Annotated in this window: 8 protein-coding genes; all 8 read right to left on the bottom strand. The window is 28.5% G+C overall.

Features of this window, described 5'->3' with window-relative positions; genetic code table 11:
* Positions 1 to 8 precede the first annotated feature (8 nt).
* The 8 genes from IC213_RS01630 to IC213_RS01595 all read right to left on the bottom strand — a co-directional run bounded on the left by IC213_RS01630 (position 9) and on the right by IC213_RS01595 (position 17,154).
* Positions 9 to 7,442, bottom strand: coding sequence for a SpvB/TcaC N-terminal domain-containing protein (locus tag IC213_RS01630; RefSeq protein WP_227862664.1), 7,434 nt, complete (start codon positions 7,440 to 7,442; stop codon positions 9 to 11).
* Positions 7,443 to 7,841: 399 nt separating this feature from the next.
* Positions 7,842 to 8,996, bottom strand: a complete 1,155-nt coding sequence (gene dnaJ, locus IC213_RS01625) for a molecular chaperone DnaJ (RefSeq protein ID WP_227432574.1) — start codon at positions 8,994 to 8,996, stop codon at positions 7,842 to 7,844.
* A 208-nt stretch (positions 8,997 to 9,204) separates the two neighbouring features.
* A complete protein-coding gene (gene dnaK / locus IC213_RS01620) occupies positions 9,205 to 11,052 on the bottom strand; it encodes a molecular chaperone DnaK (RefSeq protein ID WP_227432573.1) in 1,848 nt (615 codons plus the stop codon).
* Positions 11,053 to 11,145: 93 nt separating this feature from the next.
* The gene (grpE, locus tag IC213_RS01615; protein WP_227432572.1) at positions 11,146 to 11,766 is read right to left on the bottom strand and encodes a nucleotide exchange factor GrpE; all 621 of its coding nucleotides are present in this window, start codon (positions 11,764 to 11,766) and stop codon (positions 11,146 to 11,148) included.
* Between the two features lie 29 nt (positions 11,767 to 11,795).
* A complete protein-coding gene (gene hrcA / locus IC213_RS01610; RefSeq protein WP_227432571.1) occupies positions 11,796 to 12,815 on the bottom strand; it encodes a heat-inducible transcriptional repressor HrcA in 1,020 nt (339 codons plus the stop codon).
* Between the two features lie 102 nt (positions 12,816 to 12,917).
* Complete coding sequence (gene hemW / locus IC213_RS01605) at positions 12,918 to 14,093, bottom strand: radical SAM family heme chaperone HemW (protein ID WP_227482846.1); 1,176 nt, start codon at positions 14,091 to 14,093, stop codon at positions 12,918 to 12,920.
* 173 nt (positions 14,094 to 14,266) lie between these two features.
* The gene (locus IC213_RS01600; protein WP_227482847.1) at positions 14,267 to 15,580 is read right to left on the bottom strand and encodes an APC family permease; all 1,314 of its coding nucleotides are present in this window, start codon (positions 15,578 to 15,580) and stop codon (positions 14,267 to 14,269) included.
* 236 nt (positions 15,581 to 15,816) lie between these two features.
* Positions 15,817 to 17,154, bottom strand: coding sequence for a CCA tRNA nucleotidyltransferase (locus IC213_RS01595; RefSeq protein WP_227862663.1), 1,338 nt, complete (start codon positions 17,152 to 17,154; stop codon positions 15,817 to 15,819).
* Between the last annotated feature and the right edge of the window lie 100 nt (positions 17,155 to 17,254).

The raw sequence follows: 17,254 nt of genomic DNA, 5'->3' as shown, positions 1-17,254 counted from the left end.
AATTTATATTATACACTTAAAACTTTTTTTAACTTATAACCAACCTTACTAGCAACAAAGTTAAGAAATAATGGAGCTAATATTACAGAGGCAACATATCCTACTTTTTCAAGTGTACTTAAAATCTTTCCATACCCTTTAACAGTTTTACTTTCATACCAAGTGTTCCACCACTTACTATTACTTATCCATGGAGCTTCAACTTCTCTACCTTCTTTATAAAATTTTATGTTTTGCATAAAATTTGCATCATTACGTCGTTTATATATAAATCTAAGCTCTCTTTCTGTATAGCTTCTTTTTTCATGAGTATTGTAGCATATACTTCTTATATTCAATCCATCTAACACAAACCTTATAGTTTTTCCTGATGCAACAGTAAACAACATTCCTGCTTTACACCCAGATATGATTCTTCTTTTTATTGAAGAAGGGCTACTATCTCTAGGTAATTTACTTCCTAAAAAATTATGCTCTAGAAAAGCCATAAATCTAGATACAATAGGAGTTCTTATAGTCATCCCATTAATTGCTACTTTACCTTGACCATAAGTCTCACCTCTTTGCACTCCCAAAAACAAGTTATTCATATTGTCCACTACTATGGGGCCTACACCTAAACGGCTACGTCCATTAGCTGCTCTAACTTCATTCATATAAATATCTTTAGACCTTGATTCATGCAATCCGTAAAGTAAATCATCTCTTTCAAAGGTAAAATTATCACCTATATCCATTCCAAAATCATCACTATATCTAATAGGATTATTTATAGTAAATGTGTATAAATTTAAACCATTCACTTTACCAGCAGGGTCAGCTGAAACCCATCTCCCAATATGAGACGCATAATACCTTTCCCCATAATAATATAGTCCTGTCGATAAATCTCTCTCTTTTGCTGAATACCTGTATTCCTTTAGATTAACTTCTCTATCATCTTCTCCTAAAATCAGAGCTGTTCCACCATATGGATAGTATTCCTCATAAGTTATTAGTTCTGCATTTTCATTTATCTCTACACAATATGAGCCATTACTATTATCTAACTGATATTTAAAAAAGTACTTATTAGTATTTTTAGTCTCTCGTTGTCTTTCATCAATATTCCAGAAATAGATCATTGATATACATTTCTTATCATCCATTACCTTTATAGATTTTCTACTTAAAATTATAGTTTCATTTTTATTATTTATCCTCTTTATCTTTTTAATTTCAAAATTACCAATATAAAATTTTTCTTCTATCTCAAAAATATTTGTATTTATCTTTCTTTCGCTAACTTTTCTTACACGTTGACCATTTGCATCATATATATAATAATCACTATCACATATTTCATCTTCTCTAGTTAAAGTATCTACATGAGATATATTATTTTTGTAATTCCAGCAAATTTGAGAAATAGTTTCTAAGTTTCTCATATTACCATTTTCATCAAAATTAGTTTCATAATATAATTCATCTTTATTTCCATACTTGATGCCACGAGAATGATTTGATTTTTTATCAATATCAATAAATTTAATCCATGTTAAACTATCTGATATATGCTTTATAGATACTAAATTTTCTGAATCATCATATCCGTACATCTCTCTATAATTTTCAATTTTTTCACTATCATTTATATGTAATGTTCCTAGTTTAATGTATTTTGAATTTCCAAAGCCACAACCTGATTTATCTGCAATAACACCTGAATGTTTCCTCCCAGTTGCATTAATTAATTGATACATAGCATCGTATGTGTACTCCATTACAGGACTTATTTGTTTTTTGCTTTTTAATATTGCTTCCAAAGAACTATCCATTATAGTCATAACATTTCCACATGGGTCAAATATATATTTTAACTCTTGAAATGTGCTCATCTCATTACCTTTATCTGCCTCATTTTTATTTATTGTCCTTATAGACTTAATTCCTCTCAACCTATAATCTATATCATCGTAAGTATACTGAGTAATTAAACTATTATTCATATAAATCTTAGTTCTTTGCTTATTTGCATTGTACTCTATATCTTTTATAAAATTGTATTCTTTGTTTTCTTCAGATAAAAATACATCTACACCATTTAATAGACCTAATTGATTATACTTGGCTTTATATATACTTAAATCTGGTGTAATTTCTATTTTTAATCTTTCAAGTGCATCATACTTATATTTAGTATGAAATACATCTTCTTCAAGCTGAACACTACTTATTTTATCCCAATTAATTTCATTCTTATAATCGGAAGCAAACTGTCTACTAACACTAATAGCCTTACCATTCAAATCATAAATATCTGAGATAGCTATACCTGCACTATCATAATGTTTATAAATTTTGCCTATTAGGTTCCTACTTTTCACCTTTTTAATATCTTGATTATAAAATTCTCCATAAACATACTTTTCTACAGTTTGATTTATGTTTAGACCACTTTCACATCTTCCATCAACATAAATTTCTTTAATTCTTTGTAGATTATCATAATATATTTTTTTATGAAAACCTCTTAAGTCCCATAAATGTGTAGGCTTATTATACATATTTAATAGGTTTAACTTTATACCTGCATCTGCACTTTCTACATAAATTTCATTACCTTTCATATCATAAAAATACTTAAAATTACAAAAATCTGTTTTTTCACTAATGTTTGAATAATACAATCTTGCATCTACACTACGCTTAATCTTACCAGTTACATCTATATCATTAAACGTTGTTAGACAACTCTTTTTCATAAAATCTATTAACTCATTACTGCAACTTTCATATTTCTCATCTATCTCTAATTTAAAATTACTACTATATGGTTGAAATTTTTCAGATACCCATCCACTTAAAATTTTGTTTTCTTGAATCTTGCTTGGTTTTATATATTCCTTACCCAAAAGCTCATTCCATATATCATCTACACTTATACCTCTTTTACAAGCTATCTCTTTAAATGAATCCTTATAAACTTCACCTAGGTTATCCCTTATAAATAGATATTGATTTCCCATATTATCAAATACTTTTTTTTCAGGGGTATTATAAAATTTACTAGCTTTTAAAAGTGCTTTTTTCTCATATTCTTGTTCTACAGTAGGATTTTCAGGATAATTATTTATATATTCATTGAAATAATCTGAATCTACTAATGTGTCATTTTCATCATAGTGAATTTCCTCCCATGGAGAATACTTAACTTTAGTAAATACATTCTTTACTATAGAACATTTTGATGGTATACCTTTAGCTTTTTCAATCTTCACAACCCTAAGAATTGAATCATAATAAATAACTTCTGATGCAGTTAATATATTATCTAGATATTTTTGTTGTTCATATTCAGAAGTTGATGAAAAATATGGCTTAAACTGCTTTATAGGTTTTCCCTTATTGTTGTACACTACTCTTCCGGACACTTGCCAACGTTCATCCACATACCCAGTTGATACTTCTCCTAACTTGTTATATATAAGATTTCCTTTGTTATATAAGATTGCTTTTCCTGAATCAACTTTAGTTTTTTGTTCTATATTTCTACCAAAACCATCTGAAAAACCTATATTAATTTGAACCTTATCTTCTTCCTTAGTTTGAATCTCACTTAAATAATTCTCTCTTACAAGTTGAATAAAGCAAGCTGGTTTTTTATTATCACTCCATTCCCACAAATCATAAAAGAAAAATTCAGATGCCATTTGTAAATATTTTTGATTATTTTTTATAACCTCTTTAAACGTAGCATTCTCTAAATATTTATATATATCTAAATCTCCGTTTCCCTGAAAACTTTCATCAACAATACCATAGTTAGATTTTGCAATTACCATTGCTAATGGATCAAAAATAACTTGATATATATTACCATTTATATCTTTCAATTGTTTTGGTAAAGTAGTTATATAGTCAATTATAAACTCTGATTCATTTGATATTTGCTCAGACAAATATTCTCCTATTTTAATTGGAAATAATCTATATTCATCATACTCAATATATTTTTTACAATATAATTTTGAATCTTTTTCTATAAATAAATTTTCATTTGATATAGGCATAAAAAATCCATTTTCTTCTCTAGTAAAATAACTTTGAACAAGCCCTCTATTCCACCAATAATTTTCTTTTTTGATATAACCACAATCTTGAACTAATATATTATCATTTATCCTATCCGCAAATATATCATTTACTAAAGTTTCTGGCATAACAGCAAATTCCTGATGATGAAGTAACGCTTTATCAGTTATCTTTCCTAAATCCAGTAAATTATCCTGATGCTCATTCCAAAAATATTTTCTATCACAAGAAATACATCTAGCTTGTACTTTTCCTTTTTTGAAACTTTCATTGTAATTTACTACATTACAAAAAGATTCATTTGTTATTGTTTTGATTTCATCATATGAAAAATAGATTTTTCCATTTAATGATACTTCTCCTATCTCAAATAAACTATGTTCATATGCAATTCCAATTAAATTAAAATCTTCAGTTTCATTTATAAATTTTGTACATTCTGCTGTTATATTAAGGTTGTATTGTTTACTATAAACACTATTTTGGTTTATTATTTTAAACCTTCTTGGGTAATATACTTCACAAGATTTTTCTATATTACCAAACTTATCTACATCTAATATAAATTTGTGTGCTATACGTGGGTCTTTTACTAATCTTTCATAATTGTATGTTATACACTCAGTTGGATGAGAATAAAACACACCAAAATTATTTTCTATTTTATCTTGAAGCTTTACTATCTTAAAGTTAGTTTCAGACACAGTATATGGTATATCTGAAATTTCTATATCACTATCTAATCCATAAGTTTCTTCACGCAAAATTTTTCCAGCTAAAGAGATATATGCCTCTCTCAGTTCTTCTGAATCTTTTTTGTTAATAGAACTATCTAATATAATATCTGGTAGTACATAGGCATCCAAATCTTCAGAAAAAAAGTCTTCTTCATTAAGTTTAGATATATTTTCTAATTGATCACAACACCCTGTATGATACCATTTTTTTATATAAGTAGTAGGTACTATGAGTGGATTTTCTAGACTTGAATTAATCTTTTCTGAGTTCCAATTTTCAACAAACCCAAATCCTCTAAACTTTCGTTCCACATAATCATAATAACCAGAATGATATTTGTAATATTCTGTAAATTTAGATTCTGAAATCTCATCAATAAACTCTATCTTTTCCACTACATGTAGTGGAAATGGTAACTTTGTCTGCCATTCTTTACCTAAAGCCCTATCTTCAAGATAAAACTTTACAGAACTAGAATAAGTTATATTTGTCAACATACCTAAAGAATTATCTATATTAGTTAATAAATATGGCTTTGAGTTATTTGTAAAATCATAAACATAGTGCTTTATTATTTCTCCTACCTTTGTAAATATCATACAAGAAGCTCCATTTCCATTTACATCTTCAAAGTTTATTTGGTCAAACTTTGAGTAATTCTCTGGTAATGGTATTGATATTGCATCACTAAATCTATTGCCACTTAAATTTAGATATATATCTACTCTATCTAAATATACATAACATATATCCATAGTTCCCGAACCATCAATATCTGCAAAATGAATTCTTGATATATCCAAATCTTCATCAAACTTTGGTGCATTTCTCAACAATATTTTTTCTCCAAAATTACCATGACCACAATTTGGCCAACATTCAAAACATCCATTTCGGACTCTAATTCTATGATAAAGACCGTCTCCAAGTACATTACCAAATCCAATAAATTCATTTATGTTTTCACTATTCTTATATGGAAATTCTCCTGAACTTATTCTATTTCCAAAATCAATTCTATTTGCTCTACTAAAACCACTTTTTTTAATAGATGAATACACATTTAGGTAATCATCTCCAAATATAGCAATATCTATTAGTCCTCTTCCATTTATATCAACCATTTCTTTTCTACTGCTTCTTGTAAATTCCATAGGAAAATATTCAAAATCCATATATTGTTTCCAATCTCCATTACTTTCACACTCATAAAATCCTGCTCTTTCTGTTTTTGAAACAATAAAGTTCAATTTGCCATTACCTTCAAGACTCATTAAAAAATAATTAGAGGAAGTTAAATCTTTTTCAATAGGAAACTTAATTGGTTTTTCTAAAAATCCATATTTTCCATCTCCTTCTGCTCTCCAAAAAAATGTAGACTCTTCATTGCTCATTAAAATTCCTGGTAAACCATCACCATAAATATCTATAAAATTAAACTTAGTTTTTTGTAAATATCCTTGTAAATTAGAATCATCTTTTGTTTTTAATAAATTGAATTTTTTATTATTTGGATTAAAACTAGAATATCCTAACTTTATTGGAGGCATAGATTTTAAAAAATAACTATTATCTTTATTCCTTCTGTATCCTTTCAGTTGAACTTCTGATAGCATAGACATTTGCAGTGTTTCTTCATATTTTAAGTTAGTTACATTTACAAGGCATGGTATCTCTCCAAGTTCATTTTCAAATTTATGAAACATTAATATATTTCTACAAAGCCTACAAATTCTTATTTCAAATCCACTTCTATATGACGAAAAAGAATCTTTTCTCACTTTCCACATATTTGTATATACATATGGATTCGACTGACTCGTTTTTAATAAAGTATCTTCTAATTCATATTCACCATAATCAAAGACCACTTCAAAGGCCCATTTTTCTTTTTTTTGTTTATCAAAATAGTTCCCATATCTTATTTTATGTATATATTTATATGAATCAAATCTTCTATCTACATAATTAGATTTATCTATTATATTTTCATTATTTTCTTGTTTATAAATATACTCAATTTTATTTCCTTTTGAATCAAAACTTTCTTCAATAAGCCACATAAATATTTGACTGTCATTGTTTGGATTTGCAACTTTTGAATTTAAAGACTTGCCATAGATTGATGTAATGTTATCTTTTGTAGTAATTTTCCAATAAGAACTCTCTTTACTCTTCCAATATTCTATTCTTGAAAAGTCTCCTTCTACTCTAGGTAAATATGAAGTCACTTCCCATGAGGAATTTAAATTTTTTGATTTCTTCATTTGTTTTCTATTATCACATGTTTTTACAAGTTCTGATGAATTAGATAATATAAACTTATCCAAAATATCCTCATATGTAGGCACACCCTTCTCCGTATTTCTAGATATATAAGGCAATGAAATAGAAAATCCTAATCCAAATGGACCATTCCCAGCACCAGAGTTATAATTTAAAGAAATATCTGGTTCAAAACCTCGACCTTTTGAAGTTTTTATTGGTATAGAAAAATTTCCAACTCCTGTAAATGGATTTGAACTAAAAGTCTCACCCATACCTTTTATTGCGCCACCACCTTTAGGCATAGATACTTCACCTATAGAAATTGTTCCATTGTTAAACACACCTTTATTATTACTTTCCATATGATTAACACCGCCTATAATTTCATTAGATTTTCTTTTTATATCCTTTTTTCTAAATTTTCTGATAAATTATACTATAAAGTATATAGATATTTAAAAGAATATTCAACAATTTATGCGTAACTGGTCGTCTAAAATGTACATTTGGTCAAAACAATTATTTTATAAAAAAAAGTTATATAGTTAATACCTGCCACAAAGCTCACGTTAAAAAACATAAGTATTTTTGTCATCAACTACATTATAATGGTGAGTATTATAAAGAAATTATTTATACATATTTTACATACTCAAAATTAAAAATAGCCAATATAAAAATCATATTATATTAATTCAAAATCTTATAACTAAATAATTTAGATTCTAAAGAATATGATTACATTATATTGGCTATTTTAACTACTTTTTCTTAAACATATCTTCTATTTTCTGTCCGAATGTTTTTTTCTTTTCGTGGACGTTCGACCCGCACTCCTTCGCAAATTCTCTTAACAGATCTTTTTGCTTATCATTTAATTTTTTAGGAATCTCGACTACAACTTTGACATATTGGTCTCCTCTTGAATTACCTCTAATTCTAGGAATCCCTTTTTCTTTAAGTCTAAATACAGTTCCAGTTTGTGTTCCTTCTGGCACACTATACTTAACTTTTCCATCCAAAGTAGGTACTTCTATTTCATCACCTAAAGTTGCTTGAACAAATGTAATTGGCATCTCAAAGTAAATATCATTTCCATCTCTAGTAAACAATGGATGAGATTTTACATTAACTACAATGTATAAGTCTCCTCTTGGAGCACCTTTTTCTCCCACTTCACCTTGACCAGCAAGTTTTATCATTTGACCATCATCTATACCTGCAGGTATATCTACTTCTATAGTCTTAACTTTTCTTGTGTTTCCAGTTCCATGACATTTGCTACAAGGAGATTCAATTACTTCTCCAGTTCCATTACAAGTACTACAAGGTCTTGAGCTTGCTATATTTCCAAATGGAGTTCTTTGAACAGTTCTAACTTGGCCAGTTCCATTACAAGTTGAACAAGTTTTCTTTGATGTTCCTGGTTTTGCTCCAGTTCCATCACACTCATCACATTCTTCACTTCTATTTAGCTTTATAGACATTTTTTTACCAAATGCAGCTTCTTCAAAAGATATAGTAACATTTTGTCTTATATCTGCACCACGTTGTGGACCTCTTCTTCTTTGTCTTCCACCTCCGAAGCCCCCTCCAAACATGTCACCAAATATATCTCCAAACATATCTTCAAATCCACCAAAGCCTTGGCCATTAAATCCTCCTTGGCCTCCAAAGCCTCCTTGACCATTTAGCCCATCATGTCCAAATTGGTCATAAGTCTTTCTCTTTGTATCATCTGAAAGTACTTCATAAGCTTCATTTATTTCTTTAAACTTTTCTTCAGCCTCTTCATCACCAGGGTTTCTATCTGGATGGTACTTCATTGCTAACTTTCTGTAAGCTTTTTTTATCTCTTGAGCTTCTGCACCTTTACTGATACCTAAGACTTCATAATAATCCCTTTTTGTACTCAAAAATTGACACCACCTTCATTTTACAAAACGATAGCTTGTAGAATAATAAACTACAAGCTATCATTAATTCTTATATTCTACTTTAAGTTATATAATCTATGATATATTATATTCTTTATGATGTATATTGTCCATATATCTTTAATATCTATATGATTTTCATAAATAATCTATTCTTCAATTATCATTTGATGTTATATTATATAGCTTATTTATCTTCATCTACTTCTTTAAAGTCAGCATCTACTACATTGTCATCTTTAGGTCCATTATCTTGAGCTTGCTCTGCACCTTGTGCTGCTTGTTGTTCTTGAGCTGCCTTTTGGTACATTTCTTGAGATACTTTTTGGAACTTAGTCATTACTTCTTCTGTAGCTTTCTTAAGTTCTTCTGCTGTAGCATCTTGATTATCTTTTACAACTTTTAAGTCTGCTATTGCTTTTTCTATATCTTCTTTATCACTTGCACTTATTTTATCTCCAAGCTCATTTAAAGTTTTTTCAGTTTGATATATAGTAGATTCAGCTTGGTTAAATGCTTCTATTTTCTCTTTTTTCTGTTTGTCAGCTTCAGCATTCATCTCAGCTTCTTTTATTTTTTGTTCTATATCTGCTTCTGATAAATTAGTATTTGATGTTATAGTTATTTTTTGTTCTTTTCCTGTACCTAAATCTTTAGCTGAAACATTAACTATACCATTTGCATCTATATCAAATGTAACTTCTATTTGAGGTATTCCCCTTTGTGCTGGTGGTATATCAGTTAATTGGAATCTTCCTAAAGTTGTATTGTCATAAGCCATACTTCTTTCACCTTGAAGTACATGTATATCAACAGCTGTTTGGTTATCAGCAGCAGTTGAGAATACTTGAGATTTCTTAGTTGGTATTGTAGTGTTTCTTTCTATTATCTTAGTCATTACATTACCCATAGTTTCTATACCAAGAGATAATGGAGTAACGTCTAGTAATAATAAGTCTTTAACATCTCCTGCTAAAACTCCTGCTTGTATAGAAGCTCCTGCTGCAACACATTCATCTGGGTTTATACCTTTATGAGGATCTTTTCCTATAAATTTCTTAACAGCATCTTGAACTGCTGGTATTCTTGTAGAACCACCAACTAGTAATACATCATCTATTTCACTTGTAGAAAGTCCTGCATCTTGTAAAGCTCTCTTAGTTGGTTCCATAGTTTTTTCAACTAAACCTCTAGTTAGTTCTTCAAATTTAGCTCTTGATAAATCTATATTTAAATGCTTTGGACCTTCTGCTGTAGCAGTTATGAAAGGTAAGTTTATGTTTGAATTCATTGTTGATGATAATTCTTTCTTAGCCTTTTCTGCTGCTTCTTTCAATCTTTGAAGAGCCATTTTATCATTTCTTAAATCTACACCTTCAGCTTTTTTGAATTCATCTGCTAAATAGTCTATTACTATTTGGTCGAAGTCATCTCCACCTAATCTATTGTTACCAGCTGTAGCTAAAACTTCAAAAGTACCATCACCTATTTCAAGTATAGATACGTCAAAAGTTCCTCCACCTAAGTCAAATACTAATATTTTCTTTTCTTGGTCTAATTTATCCATACCATAAGCAAGAGCTGCTGCTGTTGGCTCGTTTATTATTCTCTTAACATCTAACCCTGCTATTCTACCAGCATCTTTAGTAGCTTGTCTTTGAGCATCTGTAAAGTACGCTGGAACTGTTATAACTGCTTCTGTTACTGTTTGTCCTAAGTAACTTTCTGCATCTGATTTTAATTTTTGTAATATTATTGCTGATATTTCTTGTGGAGTATATGATTTTCCATCTATATTCACTTTGTAATCAGTTCCCATGTGAGTTTTTATTGAAGTTATTGTTTTATCTGCATTTGTAACTGCTTGTCTTTTTGCAGGTTCTCCAACTATTCTTTCACCATCTTTTGTAAATGCCACTACTGATGGAGTAGTTCTCATACCTTCATTATTTGCTATTATTTGTGCTTCTCCACCTTCTAATACTGCAACACATGAATTTGTTGTTCCTAAATCTATTCCTATTATTTTTCCCATGACTAAAAATCCTCCTTGAGTAATTGTATAATTAAATTTTACTTATTTGTGTATTTTATATTAGGCTAAATATTTTAACCTTAATTTATATACTTAGCAAGAAACTTTAACCATTGAAGGTCTTATAACTTTAGTTCCTAGCTTATATCCTTTTTGAAGTACCATCACTATTTGATTTGCTTCTACTCCATCTACACTCTCTTGCATAACTGCTAGATGTAAGTTTGGGTCAAATTCCTTAGATTCTGCTTCTATTTCTTCTACTCCAAATTTTACTAGAGTATCTATTAATTGTTTATGTACAAGGCTTATACCCTTATACATAGTATCTTCCTTATCTTCACATGCATCTAAGGCTCTTTCCATACTATCTATAACTGGTATTAACTCAGTTATTATTTTCTCATTTGCAAACACACCAATTGTTTCTTTTTCTTGTTGAGTTCTTCTTCTATAGTTTGCATATTCGGCTTGAAGTCTTTGATATTTGTCATTTAATTCATCTACTTCATCTTTTAATTTTTTTTCTGCTAATTTAGAATTTATATCTGTTACATTTTCATCATCAGCTTTTTCTTCATCAGTTTTTTCGCTTGACTCTTCACATTCTTCATTAACAACTTCATCTTCTAACTCTACTTGAGTTTCAGATTCTTGGTTAATAGAAGTATCATTTTCTTCTTTTACTTCTTGTTGCTCATTTTTTTTATCCAAGACTTTACACCCCTCAATTTAAAATTTCTTTACTTTCTATTAATTAATAAACTCATATAATTTATTATAGAGTAAATTCTAGCGTAATCCATTCTTGTAGGTCCTATGAAGCTTATTCGCCCAACTAAGTCTCTGTCTACATTATAAGTTGCTGTAACTATACTACAATCCTGTGCCAATTTACAATCATTATCACTACCAATTATTATATTTAGATTTTCTTTTTGTATTCCCTTTGATTTAATTATGTCAGCTATTGTTTCCTTTCTTTCTAACATATTTAAAAATGACTTTGCTTTTAACACATCATTGAATTCTGGATAACTAAATATATTAGTGGCTCCATTTAATGATAGAGAAAAATCTTCTTCTTCCATATTTGAGTTTAGGGCATTTAAAAGTTCATCTATAAACCCTGAATACTCACTTATTTCATATTTAATAAAAGCAATCAGATTATCATCTAAATCTGTTATACTTTTTCCTAAGAGCTTCTTTGTAAGATTATCAGAAATCAAATTTAACTTAGATTGATCTAAATATACATTAGTTGTAAGGTTAGCTTTTTTTAAGTCCCCTTTATCTGTTACAACTATAAGTAAAATATTATTGTCATGCATAGCAACTAACTGTATATGCTTTATGACGCTTTGATTTATTAAACTCTTAGTAACTGCTACAGTTGTGTAGTTAGTTAATTGAGATAATAGCTTAGACGTTTCATGAATTAATTCTTTTATATGATTTATGTTATGATTCATACATTGTTCAATAAGAATCTTATCATTATCATCTAATTCACTTTTACTCATAAGAGAGTTTACATATAACTTATAGCCTTTTTCAGATGGAACTCTACCCGCAGAAGTATGTGGCTGAATTAAATATCCTAATTCTTCAAGGTCAGCCATTTCATTTCTTATGGTGGCAGCACTAACACCTAAATCATGCCTTTTAGATATTGTTCTAGAACCTATAGCTTCAGCTGTTTCTATATAATCTTTAACTATAGCTTTGAGGATATTTAATTTTCTTTCATTTAATTCCATATTATTATACCTCCTAGCTGTTAGCACTCACTAAGTTCGAGTGCTAAAAAGATTATATATATTATATACCATTATAAATTTATTTTGTCAACACCCTAAAAATCATTCCATAAATTCTATAAATATACTATTAGATATTTCTCTTCCCTTTTGAGTTAATTGTATGCCCTCAAAGCTTTGGTTTATAAGGTCTCTAGCTAGTAACATTTCTATCTGCTTACTGTATTTTTTTCTAAAATCTATTCCAAAATTTTTTTCAAAATCTTTAAATTTTATTCCCTTATTCATTCTAAGACCCATAAATATCTTTTCTTCTATCATATCTTTTATAGAAAGATTTTCACTATCTTGTATTGGCTTCTCTCCTTTAATCAGACTTAAATGATAATCCTCTAAAGATTCTAAATTATTATATCTATTATTATCAATATAACCAGAAGCTCCTGCTCCAAGACCTATATAGTGTTCACATTCCCAATATAAAATATTATGTTTACAATTATAGCCTTCTTGTGAGTAATTTGATATTTCATATTGATTGTATCCTTTTGATTTTAAATAGTTTATTGTATACTCATACATTTCTATATCTATATTTTCATCTATAAGGTCAAATTGATTATTTTCATACATATTATACAGTTCAGTACCTTCTTCTAATATAAGAGAATATGCTGATATATGTGTTGGATTTAAATCTGTAACTTTTTCAAGAGTTTCCTTCCAATCACATAGTGTTTGATTGGGAAGACTATACATTAAGTCTATATTAATATTTTTAAATCCTACACTCAGTGCGTCCATATAGTTTTTCTCAAATTCTTTATAACTATGTATTCTTCCTATAAAGTTCAAATGCTTTTCTTGGACAGCTTGTAACCCTATGCTAAGTCTATTGATACCAACTTCTTTCATAGTTTCTAATTTTTCTAGTGTCAGTGTGCCAGGATTGCATTCTATGGTTATTTCTGCGTTTTTGTCTATATTGAATTTTTCTTTTACACTTACAACTACTTCTCTTATTTCTTCAGATGTTAAAATACTAGGTGTTCCTCCACCTATAAATATACTTGTTATTATATCGTTTTTGTCTAAATTGAAATCTTCTTTATTTTTGTATTTATCATCTCTATTTAATTTATTACTGTATAACTCCATTTCTATTTTCAAATCTTCTATATATCTTTTTTTTGAATCTAGGTCCATTTTATAAGAATTAAAATCACAATACTTACATTTTTTCACACAAAATGGGATATGTATATAAAGTCCTAACATTTTATATTCCTCATTTCTTAAAATTATCTTAAAGCATCAGTTATTAAATTATAAATCAAACAAAATAACTCATCAAATAACATATAAAGCATCTTCACTATGTAATATCATAAAAAATTTGGATAAAAGTAGATTTTTACTTTTATCCAAATTTTTCAACTTAAAATAAATGACTATTTTTTCTTCATATAATAATAAACTGGTAATCCAAGTAGGGTTATAAATATACCACCTAAAGATACTGCTGTTGAAGTCAGTATTTGATTTATTATTACAAATAATCCACCTAATATAGCTATAATTGGTATTATTGGATATAAAGGAACTTTATACGGTCTGTGTAAATTTGGTTGTTCTCTTCTAAGCCTTATAACTCCAACAAAAGTCAATACGTAAAATACCCATATTGAAAATATAGTTAAATCTGTCAAAAGATTAAATTGACCAGATAAAGCATATATACATGCTAATACAGTTATGAGCAGTATTGAATTTACAGGAGACCCACCAGAATTTACTTTTAATAAAACCTTAGAAGCAGGCAAAGTTCCTTTTTCAGCTAATGTATATGGTATTCTTGACCCTGTTAATAAATATCCATTTAATGTACCAAACACTGATATTAATATACCCACAGTTATTACTTTTCCACCTAAATTTCCAAATAATTTTTTTGCAACTAATGTTGCTGGTGAAGTAACAGTTGCTAATTCACTTGCTGGCACAACCCAAAGATATGCTACATTTATTATAATATATATTGCCATAACTAATGATAGCCCACCAACTATTGCTCTTGGTAAATCTTTTTCTGGAGATTTCATCTCTCCTGAGATAGCACCGACATTTATCCATCCATCATATGCAAACAACGTTGCTATTAATACTTGTCCAAGTGCGCTTGATACATTAACTCCATCACCTACAAATGGATTTAATATCTCACTACTTTGGCCTTTAATAAATCCAAATATTATTATTAGAGCTAATGGTATCATTTTTCCAATAGTAGCTACTGTCTGAACTTTTCCTCCCAATGATGAACCTATTATATTAAGTAATGATAAAAACAGTATTACTCCAATTGCTATTGGAAGCACAACTGACATATTGTTTGGACTCATATTTAAAAGTTCAGATGCTTGTTGAGCAAATATTACCCCTAATGCTGCTGACGTACCTGGAAAAAATAATACAGTTTGCATCCATCCAGTTAAAAATCCTAATTTTTCTCCATATATTTCTTCAATATAAATCATCATACCACCAGTTTTTGGGATAGCAGCTGATATTTCTGTAGCTGTAAGTCCAGCTGTTATTGTTATAAATCCACCTAAAAGCCATGCTATAATACCTAGTCCTGGAGCTCCATTAGTTGTGGTATATATTGCCTGTGGCTTAAAAAAAACTCCTGAACCTATAACCATACCTACAACAGTAGAAAGAGCTGCTGAAAGACCAATAGTCTTTTGTAGTTGAGTACGCATGATGTCCCTCCTTACTGTTTTATAAGTGCATAAAATATTAATTTTATAAATTTATGGTTTTAGTATTCCCAAAGTTTTTTTTTATATTAACTTACTAACTTTATATTAATTTGCTATACATTTAAAATTATAGAATACCAACCTTCATAATTTCAACCTTTAAAGACTGTCTATTTTTTTAATGTAAATTATATTTACTATCTTAAATTAATTAAATTAAAGTTTAATCTTTTAACTTAAAATGTGTATATATCTAATACTTTTCCTTTTAAAATTTCTTTTTCATTTAGTTCTGGATTATTAATAACAATTTCAAGCATCTTATTTAATAGATACCCTATATCTTTACCTGGTTTAACACCTATAGACATTAAATCGTTTCCATTAATAGCTAAGTCTTTAATATGAAAGCATTCATTTTGACTTATTATATGTTTAAATTCCTTTTCACTCTCAATAAGGTTTAATATTTTCTGTTTTGCATATTTTGGGTTTTTAGCAAGTGTGTCAGCCCAATTAACCTTTATTAAATCTTCAAATAGTTCAACGTCTCCAAGTTTATTTAATAACTTTTTAATAGTTTTTCTTTTTGGTTCTATTCTATAATCATGATATTGTATTAATATTAAAACTTTATTAATAGTATAATTATCATACTTAAGTCTCTTCAAAATTTGCTTTGCTATTTTGACAGACTCCCTACTGTGACTATAAAAATGGTCAATTCCATTTTTATCTGTCGTTTTAGTAATTTTTTTACCCAAATCATGAAATAACATTGTAAGCTTTAGATATAATTCATCTTCAATTACTTCAGTAGCTATCAATGTATGTTTTCCAACATTATAAATATGATATGGATTATTTTGAATAACATCTTCTAAGTCACATATTTCAGGAATTATAAATTTTAATAATCCTGTTGAAATTAATAAATTTAACTTAGATGAATCAGATATTAGCATTTTATTGAATTCTACTTGAATTCTTTCCATAGACACACATTTTATTAAATCTGCGTTTCTGTAGATACTTTGTTTAGTATCTTCAGCTATTTTAAAATTAAGCTGTGCAGAAAATCTAATCGCTCTAAGCATTCTAAGTGCATCTTCTTCAAATCTATCTACTGGATTTCCAACGCAACGAATACACTTATTTTGTATATCCTCACAACCATTAAATGGGTCAACTAATCCAGTCTTTGAATTGTATGCAATTGCATTAACAGTAAAATCTCTTCTTGACAAATCCTTAACTATATCATTTGTAAATTCTATTGAATCTGGATGTCTACCATCACTATAACTTCCATCTATTCTATATGTTGTCACTTCAAATAGCTCATGTTCAATCATGACTGTTACAGTACCATGTTGTATACCAGTTGGAATAGTCCTTTCAAATATCTCTACCACTTTTTCAGGTCTTGCACTAGTTGTTATATCCCAGTCATTTGGAATTTTTTCTAATAAACAATCCCTCACACATCCTCCAACTACATATGCCTCATAACCATTCTTTTCTAATTCTTTAATTATATAATCCACTTTTTTAGGAATTTCTATATTAGTCATAAATATCACCTTTTTTATTTTTTCTTTAATATACTCTTACTTATATTCTCTATGTGTTTAATTAAAATATACCACAAAAAAACTAGATTAATTTAGAAAT

This window comes from Clostridioides sp. ES-S-0049-02, assembly GCF_020658465.1.
Classification (GTDB): Bacteria; Bacillota; Clostridia; order Peptostreptococcales; family Peptostreptococcaceae; genus Clostridioides.
This window is presented reverse-complemented; position numbering and strand designations above follow the sequence as displayed.

What these genes read in the sequence shown, in the direction of transcription:
- IC213_RS01630 (WP_227862664.1), bottom strand. Translation starts at nt 7,442, where the DNA reads ATGGAAAGTAATAATAAAGGTGTGTTTAACAATGGAACAATTTCTATA.
- dnaK (WP_227432573.1), bottom strand. Translation starts at nt 11,052, where the DNA reads ATGGGAAAAATAATAGGAATAGATTTAGGAACAACAAATTCATGTGTT.
- hrcA (WP_227432571.1), bottom strand. Translation starts at nt 12,815, where the DNA reads ATGGAATTAAATGAAAGAAAATTAAATATCCTCAAAGCTATAGTTAAA.
- hemW (WP_227482846.1), bottom strand. Translation starts at nt 14,093, where the DNA reads ATGTTAGGACTTTATATACATATCCCATTTTGTGTGAAAAAATGTAAG.
- IC213_RS01600 (WP_227482847.1), bottom strand. Translation starts at nt 15,580, where the DNA reads ATGCGTACTCAACTACAAAAGACTATTGGTCTTTCAGCAGCTCTTTCT.
- IC213_RS01595 (WP_227862663.1), bottom strand. Translation starts at nt 17,154, where the DNA reads ATGACTAATATAGAAATTCCTAAAAAAGTGGATTATATAATTAAAGAA.